This window comes from Dokdonella sp. (genome assembly GCF_035511235.1).
GTDB lineage: Bacteria > Pseudomonadota > Gammaproteobacteria > Xanthomonadales > Rhodanobacteraceae > Dokdonella.
On record NZ_DATKFQ010000002.1, the window covers coordinates 74375 to 86107 of the forward strand.

12 protein-coding genes are annotated in these 11733 nt (G+C 69.3%); 2 read left to right on the plus strand and 10 right to left on the minus strand.

The genetic code is table 11. The features are described from left to right. Positions 1-77: 77 nt before the first annotated feature. Positions 78-2438 (minus strand): FG-GAP repeat protein, encoded by a 2361-nt coding sequence (locus VMR06_RS00920; RefSeq protein ID WP_325372035.1) that lies wholly within the window; start codon positions 2436-2438, stop codon positions 78-80. Positions 2439-2677: 239 nt separating this feature from the next. Then, positions 2678-3154 (minus strand): YciI family protein, encoded by a 477-nt coding sequence (locus tag VMR06_RS00925; RefSeq protein ID WP_325372037.1) that lies wholly within the window; start codon positions 3152-3154, stop codon positions 2678-2680. Positions 3155-3494: 340 nt separating this feature from the next. Between VMR06_RS00925 and VMR06_RS00930 the strand changes: the two genes are divergently transcribed. Next, complete coding sequence (locus tag VMR06_RS00930; RefSeq protein WP_325372039.1) at positions 3495-4226, plus strand: hypothetical protein; 732 nt, start codon at positions 3495-3497, stop codon at positions 4224-4226. A 340-nt stretch (positions 4227-4566) separates the two neighbouring features. Here VMR06_RS00930 and VMR06_RS00935 read toward each other — a convergent pair whose 3' ends face one another. Then, on the minus strand, positions 4567-5388 hold the full coding sequence (locus VMR06_RS00935; protein ID WP_325372041.1) for a lysophospholipase: 822 nt from the start codon (positions 5386-5388) through the stop codon (positions 4567-4569). Between the two features lie 74 nt (positions 5389-5462). Next, positions 5463-6185, minus strand: coding sequence for a dienelactone hydrolase family protein (locus VMR06_RS00940; RefSeq protein ID WP_325372043.1), 723 nt, complete (start codon positions 6183-6185; stop codon positions 5463-5465). A 67-nt stretch (positions 6186-6252) separates the two neighbouring features. Here VMR06_RS00940 and VMR06_RS00945 point away from each other — a divergent pair, with 67 nt between their 5' ends. Continuing rightward, a complete protein-coding gene (locus VMR06_RS00945) occupies positions 6253-7269 on the plus strand; it encodes a GlxA family transcriptional regulator (protein ID WP_325372045.1) in 1017 nt (338 codons plus the stop codon). A 202-nt stretch (positions 7270-7471) separates the two neighbouring features. On the opposite strand, the gene VMR06_RS00950 is transcribed toward VMR06_RS00945, so the two are convergent. The 6 genes from VMR06_RS00950 to VMR06_RS00975 all read right to left on the minus strand — a co-directional run bounded on the left by VMR06_RS00950 (position 7472) and on the right by VMR06_RS00975 (position 11665). Further along, complete coding sequence (locus tag VMR06_RS00950; RefSeq protein WP_325372047.1) at positions 7472-7858, minus strand: VOC family protein; 387 nt, start codon at positions 7856-7858, stop codon at positions 7472-7474. A gap of 79 nt (positions 7859-7937) precedes the next feature. Further along, entirely contained in the window at positions 7938-8303 is a 366-nt protein-coding gene (locus VMR06_RS00955) for a cupin domain-containing protein (RefSeq protein WP_325372049.1), read from the minus strand. 167 nt (positions 8304-8470) lie between these two features. After that, a complete protein-coding gene (locus VMR06_RS00960; protein WP_325372051.1) occupies positions 8471-9964 on the minus strand; it encodes a serine hydrolase domain-containing protein in 1494 nt (497 codons plus the stop codon). A gap of 119 nt (positions 9965-10083) precedes the next feature. Further along, positions 10084-10635, minus strand: a complete 552-nt coding sequence (locus VMR06_RS00965) for a demethoxyubiquinone hydroxylase family protein (protein ID WP_325372053.1) — start codon at positions 10633-10635, stop codon at positions 10084-10086. A gap of 104 nt (positions 10636-10739) precedes the next feature. Then, complete coding sequence (locus VMR06_RS00970) at positions 10740-11156, minus strand: hypothetical protein (RefSeq protein ID WP_325372055.1); 417 nt, start codon at positions 11154-11156, stop codon at positions 10740-10742. 131 nt (positions 11157-11287) lie between these two features. Beyond that, positions 11288-11665 carry a hypothetical protein gene (locus VMR06_RS00975; RefSeq protein WP_325372057.1) on the minus strand — a complete coding sequence of 126 codons (378 nt, stop codon included), beginning with the start codon at positions 11663-11665 and terminating at the stop codon, positions 11288-11290. Between the last annotated feature and the right edge of the window lie 68 nt (positions 11666-11733).

An 11733-nucleotide genomic window follows, 5' to 3' on the forward strand; every position in this document is an offset into this window, starting at 1 on the left:
GACGGAGCACCGCCGGATCCGTACGATCAGATGGAGCAGCATCGCCGCCGCATCGGCGGTCCGCTGCCGTTCGCCGGTCAGTCGAAGTCCGAACGGAACAGACGATCGCCGGCGTGCACGTAGACCGCGCCCTGAGCGGCGAAATCGACGTCGCGCCCGAAAGCGCCGACCAGGGCCTCGCCCGCACCGCTCCAGCCGACCGCGTAGCCGAAGAAATCGCTCGCCCCGGCATCGGCCAGGCTCAGCTTCTGCACCTGCTGCCAGAGCCCGCCGCGCCGTTCGAACACATAGGCCGTGCCGCGGCGGTCCGTCGGCGGGCGCCAGCAACCGACGATCAAGCGATCACCGCGCAGCGCCGCCGACCAGCACTGCATGTCGGCCGAGACGTCGTCGGGCAGCAGGCTCGTTTCGGGCAGCCAGTGGTCGCCGCTGCGCCGGTACAGCAGCACCGGTGTGGCATTGCGGTTGCTGACCACGGCCAGGCGATCGCCGTCGAGGTGGATGTCGCGACCGAAGCCCTGCTCGGACTGCGTGCCGACCAGCGTGGTCTCCAGCGACCAGGTGCCGGCCTGGCGCCGGTAGATCGCCACCTCGCCGATCTGGCTGCCACCGAGATCCGCTGACGAATGGGCCAGGGCCACGGTGTCGCCGGACAGACGCAGCGGCCAGGCATGGCGCGCGATCGTCTGCTGCCGCGTCCACACGCCGGTGCCGGCGCGCGCATAGACCTCGACACGCTCGTTGCGGTCGCTGATCAGTGCGGTGGTGCCGTCGAAGCCGATGCTGAGGCCATACGTCGCCTGCGCCGACGGTGCCTCGGACTGCAGCTGCGCTTCCAGGGTCCAGTTGCCGCCGCTGCGGCGGAACACGTAGACCGCGCCGGCGCCTTCGATGCCGGACTGGCCGCGTCCGGCCGCGCCGATCATCGCCACTTCGCCACGCAGCGCCACGCCGAAACCGAATGCGTCGGCGGCCTGACCATCGGGTGCCAGCAGGCGCGCCTCGAGCCGATAGAGTCCGGCCGCATCGCGCCGGTACACGTAGGCCGCGCCGCGGCCGGTCTGGATGCCGACGCTCTCGTTCGACGCGCCGAGCAGCAGCAGATCGCCGTCGGCGGCGATGTGGGTGGCGCTGGCCTGGGAGAGCCCCTGACCGACGTCCATCGCGCGCTGCAGCGTCGGTGCCTCGCCGGTGCTGCTGCGCCCGGCCAGCACGACGCCCTGGTTCACGTTGCCGTACAGATCGGCGCCGAGGCTGCCGACGATCAGCGTCGGACCGTCGCGACTGATGTCCACGCGCAGGCCGAGATAGTCCTCCTGCGCGCCTTGCGGGTCGGTGCGCTCGGTCAGCGAGAGCATGCTCGAGAAATCACCGGAGAAGCGCGCCACCTGCACCGCACCGGCCGCGGCCGCGAGCGTGCCGCTGGTGCAGGTGCCGATCACCGCCCAGTCGCCGTCGAGCGCCAGCGAGCAGCCGAACTGATCGCCGGCGACCGGTGCCGGCATCGAGATCGTGAACGAACCCGGCACCCAGCCATCCGGACCGCGCCGGAAACTGCGCACGATGCCGGGCCGCCCGTTGGCCGTACTCGACGGCGCGCTGACCAGCGCGCGATCGGGAACGGCGGTATCGGCGCCGCTGATCGCGACCGCGCTGCCGAAGCGACGCCCGGTCAGCGAGCCGCTGTTGGCCGGCTCGCCGAGCACGCCGGCCAGATTCCAGGTGTCGATCGTCAGCTCCAGCACGAACGCCACGCCGGCGTTCTCGTACACCGGCGAACTGCCCACGCGCGCGCCGGGCGCGCCGACCACGATCGCACCAGCGACGATCGCCACCGCCGTCCCGTACTGCTGATTGGCCGCCGGGATCGGCGAGGGCATGCGGGTCTCGGTCCAGTCGCCGTCGCCATCGCGGCGCAGGATCCAGATGCGCCCCTGATTGTTGCCGGCGCCGCCGTCGAACAACGGCTCGCCGACCACGCCGATGTGGTCGGTGATCGCCACCGCGTCGAAACCGAATGAGGTGCCCGAGGCACGATATTCCTCGGCCCAGCCCTCGCCGTCGTGGCGGTAGATCGCCAGATAGCCGGTCGACGGCGCGACCGAGCGATAGCTCGAGACCAGCAGCGTTCCCTCGTTGAACGCCAGCCGGCAGCCCGAATCGCCCGGTACCGGGAGGTCCTGATCGGCCAGACGCTGCCACTGCGCGCCAGTGCGACGGTAGGTGCGGATCCGTGCCGGCCGTACGGCGCCGCCGAAATCACAGGCGACCGCCAGCTCGCCGTCGATCGCGACGTCCCAGCCGTGCATCAGATAGGGCTCGCCCTCGCCGGAAGCGACGGCGCTCAGCTCCTGGACGAGGCGGTAGTCGTCTTCACCGGCGAATGCCGGCGCCGCAGCCGCTGCGACGAGCAGCGCGAGAAGGATCGAGAATCGCATGACACATCCGAAAGTCCGTGGCGATGGATGCATCCACGCGAAACGAACGCGTCAGGGGCCACTCGGCGCAACGCATGCTGCGCGCTGCGTTGCCATCACCAGGGCGGCAAGGCGTTACCCGATTGCCGGCGCAGGATGCGCGCCTGGCGCGCTGCACCGATACCCGGCGTGCCGCGGCCGGCCACCTCGTCGAATCCGCCCCGGACCGTACGCGGCACGCGTGATGAGCGGCATCACGCTCACGGCGACTTCCTGGCGATTCTGGCGTGCGTCTCGTTGACCTGCATCAGGGCGGCCGAGCTGTACAGGGCGTGGTATTCGGCCACCATTTCGCCGCGCGCGACGACCGGATCGGTCTCGACCAGGCGCTTGGCCTCGGCCAGATCGGCGGTGGCCAGGATGAACAGGCCGCGCCAGCCGTCGACACCGTCGAGCGGACCGGCGACGGCCAGCTTGCCCTCGGCCGCGAGGCGGCCGATGTTCGCGAAGTGGCCCTTGAACATCGCATCGCGTTCGGGTCCCGCGGGCATCTTGTGCGGTCCGGTCTTCAGTACGACCAGCACGTAGTGGCGCATGCCGAGCTCGTCCGCACCGAGCGCGCGCGCCAGCGCCGCATCGTGGACCGGCGCGGCCGGCGGCGGCGGATCGGCGGCGGCCACGCCGCCGGGTGCACAGAACACGAACGCCATCGCGAAAAGCTTGCCGTGCGTCGACATCGCTCAGTCCTCTTCGTTCGATCGGCGGGCGCTGCCGCGCCCCAGCCGCGGCCACCGGTTCGCCGCGTACCGCGCGCCATCCTACGCGCAAGCGCCGCGCGCCGCCGCACAGCGGGCACTGCCGCCGCGCGCTAGCGAGACGGCTGGCGCCGCACGCGGACGGTCGCAGCGATACGGCCGATGCCGGCCGCGATTCGGCGATCCGCATGCGAACCACTCGCCAGCTGCACGCCGCAGCTTGTCCCGTCCAGCTCGCTGTCGTCGATCGTCCGTTCGTCAAGTGGGCGCGCGCCGACCGGCCGCCAACAATGGCGTTTCTTTTGCTTGGGAGTGCGACTACATGCGCAATGCTTCGATTCCGGTCCTCGCGGCGGCCCTGCTGTGGACGTCGGCCAGTGCGGCGAACGCCGCCAGCTGGTCGCGTGGCGATACCGGCACCAATCAGATCAGCGGGACCGCCATTGCGCTCGGCGCCACGTCGATCTCGCAACAGACCGACAACACGCCCGGCATCGATGGCGTCTCCTGCGGCAACGAGAACACCGGCGCGACGCTGGAGAACTCTTTCTATCGCCGCTTCTATCTGTCCGAGCACGGCGCCGCACCGAGCGCGACCGTCAGTGCGGTAACGATCGGCCTGCGCGACGGCGATGCCGGCGCCAACGATGCCGTGCCAATCACGGTCAACCTCTACACGATCCCCGCCTCGACGCCAGCGGACACGATACCGCTCGCCGCGCTGACGCCGATCGGCAGTGCGACGCTCAACCTCTCGGTACCGGCCGGCAACGCACCGACCAGCTTCACGATCCCGGTCACCGGCACGATCGCCGATACCGCCGCGAACAACCTCGTCGTCGAGTGGACCAACGGCGCCGGCGCACAGACGCTGCCCGGCTTCTATCCGGCCAACAACACCGCCGCCGAAACGCATCCCTCGTTCATCCGCGCACCCGAATGCGGTACGCCCGCGCCGGTCCCGTTCGCGAGCATCGGTTTCGACTCGGCCTTGATCATGGTCGTCGAGGGCTCCGGGCTGCCGGTCTCGCTGCAGCAGTTCGAGGTCGACTGACGCCGCGATCTACCACGACGGCGAATCGATCCACCCGCCCGGCGCCGCTCGCGCAACGGGATGGCGGCGGCGTCCGGTCGGGTTCGAGGCGCGTGGGCAAACTGCTTCGCGCCGTCGGCAGCCGGAGAACCCGCGCGAACAGATGCGGGCCACGATGCGGCGCCGGTCACGACGCCACCGCAGCTCCGCGCCACGGGCGGCGTCAGCGCCAAGACCGGTCTCATCGCCATCCGATCGCGGCGGCGCGTTCGGCACGGCCGGCTGCGATGATCGGCATCGCGTACATCGGCGACGAGCGCACGGGCCGGCAAACGGTCCGGCGCAGTCGGTCGGCGCGGGCTCAATGCAGCCGCGTCTCGATCCAGCTCACGATGTCGGCCATCACGCCGTCCTTGCCGAGATCGTTGAGCAGGTCGTGGGCATGGCCGTCGTAGAGCCGCAGCGTCTTGTCGGCCGAGCCCGCCGTTTCGTGGAAGAACCGGCTGCCGTCCGGCACCGTGGCCTTGTCGGCCGTGCCGTGCAGGATCAGCACCGGCAGCGTGATCCGCGGAAATTCACGGCGCAGCCGCTCGTTCGCGCGCACCAGGGCGGCTACGGTCGCGGCCGGCTGCACTTCACCGCGCGTCAGCGGATCGGCGTCGAGCGCGGCCACCGCGGCCGGATCGCGCGAGAAATCGGCGTTCTTGAGCTTGAGCACCGGCAGACGCGGCGCGAGGCGCGCCAGGCCCTTGATCACGGCGAGCGCGAAGGCCGGCGCGGGCACCTGGAATGCGAAGCTCTCGCAGATCAGCCCGGACAGCCGGTCCTGGTGGTCGAGCGCGTACGTGCACGAGACGACGCCACCGGCGCTGTGACCGAGCAGGAAGACCGGCAGACCCGGCTCGCGCGAGCGCGCCGTTTCGATCAGCGTGCCGAGGTCCTCGGCGTAGTCGGCGATGTCCTCGACGTAATAGCGCGCGCCGTCCGAGCGGCCCCGGCCGCGCAGGTCCAGCGCGTAGACCGCGAAGCCGGCCGCCTCGAGACGCTCGGCGGCCCACCCGTACTGGCCGCCATGCGAATTGACGCCGTGGCAGATCACGACGACCGCGCGCGGCGCGGCCGGACGCCACGATCGCGCGAAGATCCGGATACCTCCGCGCCCTGCGAAGCTCTCTTCTTTCATCGTGGTGCTCCTCGGCCTGTCGATCAGCGGACTGAACAAAGCGCGAATCCCCTGCGTGCCGCGGGGCGCCGGACTCAGCCCAGGTGGCGGCGCAGGAAATCCAGCGTGCGGCTGCGCGACAGCTGCGCCGCTTCGGCGTCGTAATGCATGCCGCCGTGGCGCGAGAACGCGTGCCGGCAGCCCGGATAGCCATGCACTTCGAAGCCGGGCCGACCGCGCAGCGCCTCCTCGATCCGCCGTTGCGCCTCCTTCGGAATGAACTCGTCCTCGTCGGCCAGGTGCATCTGCAGCGGAGCCCGGATCCCATCCGCCTCGGCCAGGAACTCGTCGGTGCGCGCGCCGTGGAACGCCACCGCGGCATCGACCGGCGTGCGCGCCGCGGCCAGGAACGTCAGCAGGCCGCCCAGACAGAAGCCCATCACGCCGACCTTGCCGGTGCTGCCCGGCAGCGTGCGGGCCGCTTCGACGGTCGCGGCGATATCGCGAACGCCGGCGTCGAGATCGAACGCCCGGTAATAGGCCAGTCCCTGCTCCCAGTCGGTCTTCGAGCGCACCGACAGGTCCACGCCGCGCGCCTGCCGCCAGAACAGTTCCGGACACAGCGCGAGGTAGCCGGCCGCGGCCAGCTCGTCGCAGGTCGCACGCAGGTCTGCGTTGACGCCGAACACCTCGTGCAGCACGACCACGGCCGGTCGCGGCGCCGAGTCCGGTCGCGCCCGATACGCGTCGAACTCGCCGTCGGCCGCTGCGATGCTCAGCCGCTGGGCCGGATCGTCCCGCCAGGTCGTCGTGGTCATGCCGCTCCCCTTTTCTTGAAGTACGCCGCAAGATAGCGATCAGGTGCTCGGCCCGGGAGGGACGCAAATGACAAAGAGCGGGCCGGAACTGACAGACCCCGCGCCGGTCGACGTCGCCGTGGTCTGCTATCCCGGATCGCAGGCCACCTGCATCCACGGCGTCACCGACCTGTTCACCTACGCCGACTATTTCGCGCGCCAGCAGGCGGCCGCGTCGAGGACGTTCGTGCGCATCACGCACTGGCGCCCTTCGGCCGGCGACGGCCGGCTCGAATGCACGTTCGACAGCCGGCCCGGACCGGTGCGCGCGCCGACCTTGGTCGTCGTGCCGGCCAGCGATCTGGCGCCGATCGCGCGCGGCCATTCGCCCGAGAGCAGCGCCTGGCTGGTGTCGCGGCATGCCGAAGGCGCGATCGTCGCGGCCGTGTGCGGCGGCGTGTTCGTGCTGGCCGACTCCGGCCTGCTCGCCGGGCGCCGGGCGACGACGCACTGGATGTTCGCCGACGAGCTGCGGCGGCGCCATCCGGAGCTGACGATCGAGGCGGACCGCCTGGTCATCGACGACGGCGACATCGTCACCGCCGGCGGCGTGCTGGCCTGGGCCGACATGGGTCTGAGCCTGGTCGAGCGCCTGCTCGGCACCGCGGTGATGCGGACGACCGCACGCTTCATGCTGATCGACCCGCCCGGGCGCGAGCAGCGCTACTACAGCGATTTCACGCCGCCCCTGCAGCACGGCGACAAGGCCGTACTCGCCGCGCAGCACTGGCTGCAGACCCATGCGCCGGCACCGTTCTCGATCGCCGCACTGGCCGGGCGAGCCGGTCTCGGCGCGCGCACGTTCCTGCGCCGCTTCGTCAAGGCCACCGGTCTGACGCCGAGCGAGTACCACCAGCAGCTGCGCATCGCGCGCGGCCGCGAACTGCTCGAACGCACGCAAGACCCGGTGGACCGCGTCGCCGCGGCCGCCGGCTACGAAGACAGCGGCGGCTTCCGCCGCAGCTTCAAGCGTCTGGTCGGCCTGTCGCCGGGCGAGTACCGGCGGCGATTTCAGGGCATGCGGCGGCCGCAGCGCTCGGAGTGAGGCTGTCGCTACGGTGCCGATGACTTCGCGGCATCGGCACGGTGGATCCGATCGGGTCTCGCTGCGTCGGAAGCGGTGGGGTGCCGGTCTCCATCCGGCGCCGAACTCGGCGCAGGTGGGTACGCCGGTGATGCGCTGAGGCGCTCCTGCCTGCACCCCGCTCGCTCCGACGAGGAATGCCGAGACGGATGCCCTGACACCTCTATGGCATCGGCTCGCGCAGCTGAAACACGTTGCCTTCCGGATCCACCGCGTTGCAGACGCGAAACCCCGGGCCGTCCCATACCTCGGCCAGCACCTCGCCTCCGAGCGCCGCCGCGGATCGACGTGCTTCGGCGAGGCTCGGCACCGTGAAGAAGAACTTCAAAGCGGTGTCCTCGCGCCGCTTGGGCGGCGAGTCGATCCGGATCGTGGCGGCGATCGCCGGCGGTATCGCGTGCACGATCAGTTGAATCGACGCGCCGCCGAGCACGGCCAGCTCGGCGGCATCGTGGACGCGCCGCAGTCCGAGCAGCGCGGCATAGAACCTCGCCAGGCGTTCGACGTCCTTGGCATAGACGAATACGCCCTCGCGCGCGGGACCGCTCATGCGGCGCTGCCCGCAGCGACTGCCGCACGGCAAGATGACACGACGGCGACCCGCTCGACCGGTGCAATAGTCATCGCTGCTAGATCCATACGTCGTTCGGCGCGGTGTAGGCACCGCCGGCCTCTCCGGTGTTGACCACCCCGCGCGGCTCGACCAGCATGACCGAGCATTCGCCGGCGGCCACGGGCCGATGCTCGACGCCCTTGCCGACGACGCACAGCTCGCCGGCCTTCAGCGCCACCACGCCATCGCGGAACTCGATCGCCATGTCTCCGTCGATCACGATGAACACCTCGTCGGTGTCGGCATGCGCATGCCAGACGAACTCGCCCTGGATCTTGACGAGCTTGAACTGGTAGTCGTTCATCTCGGCGATCACGCGCGGCGACCAGTGCTCGCCGAACCGCGCGAGCTTGTCCTTGAGGTTGATGGCGGCAGGAAGCATGGAGGTCGTCGTATCCGCAGGGCCGGTCCGATCCGGACCGTCTGATTATCGCAGCCGGCCGCCGAGGTCGAGTGCCATCGGCCGCACGCGCGCCCTCGGCGGCGGACGAGCCGCGGACGCGCACAGGGCGCCCCGCCCGCCCGTGCCGACGCGCCGGCGGGCCGCCGCTAGCGCGACTTGCCGAACACGATCCGATCGAAGACGAGCGCCTTGACCTGTCCGTCCGCCACCTCGAACGCGGCGAATTCCCCCGAGTTGGGCACCCATTCGATGCGGACCTGATCGCGCTGCTCGGCACCGGTCGCGGTCGCCGCGAGGCGCCCCCAGCGCAGCACCGGCCGTTGCGCAGCGTTCAGCGTGACCGCGATCTCGCCGAGGGCGGCGTGTGCATACGTGCCGACGTAGCGCTCGCGCGGCAGCGACAGGTTGAAGGCACGCGATCCTATGCCGCTGCGCTGCTCGGCGATTTTCGCGCGCAGGCCGCTTGCCTTGTCTGCGAGTTCGGCGAAGCGGCGTGCCGAGGTTGCCTCGACGCCGGGCTCGTCCAGCAGCACGCCGTAGACGTAATCGGCGATCAGATTGGTCAGCTGCGCACCGAGCACGTCGTCGTTGTTGAGCACGACCAGCCCGATCCCGGCTTCCGGCATGAACGACAGGTGCGCGTGGAAGCCCGCAAAGCCGCCGAAATGGTGCAGCATCGGCCGGCCCTTGTAGGCACCGGTGTACCAGCCCCAGGCATAGCCCGAGCGCTCGAAGTCCAGATACTTCGACGACACGGCCGCCTGCGGCCGATGCGAGCGCGCGATCACGGCCGGGGCGATCGGCCCGTCAGCATCGGCCGCCAGCTGCGCGATCAGGAACCGCGCCAGATCCGGCGCCGTGGACAGCAGGCCGCCGGCGGCATGCATCGTCGGGTCGGACTTGGTCAGGTACAGCGGCTCGGCGGCCCGGGCGCTCGCGAACGAGTACGGCCTGGCCAGCGCCCAGCCGGCCGCTTCGGCCCGGCTGACCGATGCGGTCGTATGGCGCATGCCGAGCGGCTGGAAGATCGCCCGCTCGAGCTGCTGCTGCCACGGCAGCGCGTCGCGCCGGTCCATCCAGACGCTGAGGATGTTGTAGCCGACGTTGGTGTACTTGAACGTGCCATGCGCCGCCTCGGCATCCGGCGCCGCCAGCGCGACCAGGGCGCGTCGCGAACGCGCATCGTGCACGCCGCTGAACGCCGTGGCCCAGACCAGCGGCGCATCGTCGAGGCCCGAGGTATGCGTCAGCAGATCGCGCACGGTGACGGCACCGGCATCGAACCCGGCGAAGCGGATGTCGGGAAACAGCTGCTGCAGCGACGTCGTCACGTCGAGCTGGCCAGCCGCTTCCTTCAACAGGGCGTTCAACGCAAAGAACGGCTTGGTCGCCGAGGCGATGTAGAACGCGGTATCGCGCGTGACGGGCTTGCGCGCGCCGATGTCGGCGTAGCCCAGATACGCCTCGTAGACGATCGCGCCCTCCCTGACGACGGCGATGGCGGTGCCGAACGGATGTGCGGTGACGTTCTTCGCGTGCTCGACCTGACGGACTAGCGGCGAGAGATCGGGCGTGGCGCTATCCGCCGCGACGGCCAGCGAGGCAACGGCACTCAACATACAGGCAAGGAAGGTCTTCATCGGCACTCGACTCGAGAATGCCGATGGAGATACGACCGACGGGCCTTCGGTTGCAGCCCGTACTGGGTTGCCGGAGAACCGCTCACCCTTGGTCGATTGAGCGCAGCGCTACAGAGCCCTCACAGCCGCATTCCCAACCAGATCACGATCTCCGTCGAAGTGGATACGATCGGCGTGAGTGCACGCAGCCAGAACGAGTCGGGCTCCACGCAGCGCTCGGCATGATCCCTGTGCACCGCTTCGTCCTCCATGATGGCGGTGATCGCCGCCACGGCCTCCACATCCACGCCGCGCAACGTGATCAGTTGCCGCTCCAGATGGCGAAGCACGACGCGTTCGACGGCGACGGTTGTTGCAGCGATCGCCTTGGCGCCGAGCAATCCCGTCAAGAGACCCAACACCCAGCCACCGAGAGCACACAGTCCGTAGCTTCGGCAGCGACGGCGACGCCTGCGCTCGAGTTCTGCACAGAAGATCGCACGGTGATGCTGCTCGTGCTCACAGAAAAGCCGCAGTTGAGGAAGCATGGCCGGCGCGGTCCAGCGCGCCATGAAGATTTGTCCGCGGTAGATGCTGACCGCGCCGTTTTCGCCGGCGTGATTGACCTTGATGATGCGATCGCCGGTGCTCTCGGACCGACGCGCTTTGGTTCCATTCCGAACCTGGCTCATGGCATCGGATCCGCGGCAGCCGTGCGCTTCACGATGGACTCGCCGTCCTCATGAGACTGACGCCGCATCCTGCCAGTATCCGCCGGACATCCCGGACACTGCGCCTAGGCGTCTATCGAGGATGACTCACCCGCCTCTCCATCAGCCACGCCGCGCCTGGGCCAGATGTAGACCGTAAACAGCGCCCCAACGAAGGCAAGCAGGGTGACGGTGATGATCGGCCCCAGAAAGACGAAGCCGGCATCCGCCGGTGCCACCATCCCCAAGAACAGCAGCAAGACAGCACCTCCTGAGAATCCCGCCAGCACACCGTGACGAACCGGCGCCCGGTGCGCCAAGTACGCCCCGACGGCTCCGGATGCCATCGCCAGCCCCGCTGCGAGAATTGCCAGCATCGTCCACACCGCCTTAGGTGGTCCAAGCGGCATAAGAAAGGATACGAACACCATGCACAGCCGATAGCCGCCCAGGATCACCAGCGCGCCGAGCGAGATCGCTTTGAAGCTGGGCGATGCGTTCACTGATGTCCCCCTATCGAAAGAACGTGCATGCGATCGCGCTCGATCTTCTGCCGGGCGTCGCCTCGCTCCTGCCATGCCACTGTTGAACGCAATCGTGCCTGAAGAACTCCAACTCTTCGACGAAAGGTACGTCACGTCCCACCGCTTCCGCGTACGCCTACCTCTGCAGCGCGCCAGTGCCGCAGGAGCTTGTCGGCCGCATCGGGCGACAGGACACCGACGCCGTGAAGATGCCAGACCAAGTGGATGCCGAGCAGCTGCAGATAGCCGAACTCGACGGAGTCGAACGGACGGTAGCACGCAAGGATCGAGAACCGTCGAATGACTTCCGCCTGTAAACCCCGACGATCTATTGAACGCATCGGCGGGGTCAGCTCGACGTTGGCTGCCGTGCACAGATACTGGAGCCGCCGCGCAACAGCCTCGTTCCGGATGTCGATGTGGAACATGGCCTGACTGTGCTGGACATGCCGATCCATGACCGATACGCCTGCCAGCGCCTCGAGCAAGTGCGATACCTTGTCGAGCAGACACCGAAGTTCGACCATTGATGTGTCGACCGCGGCGGGCTAATGGT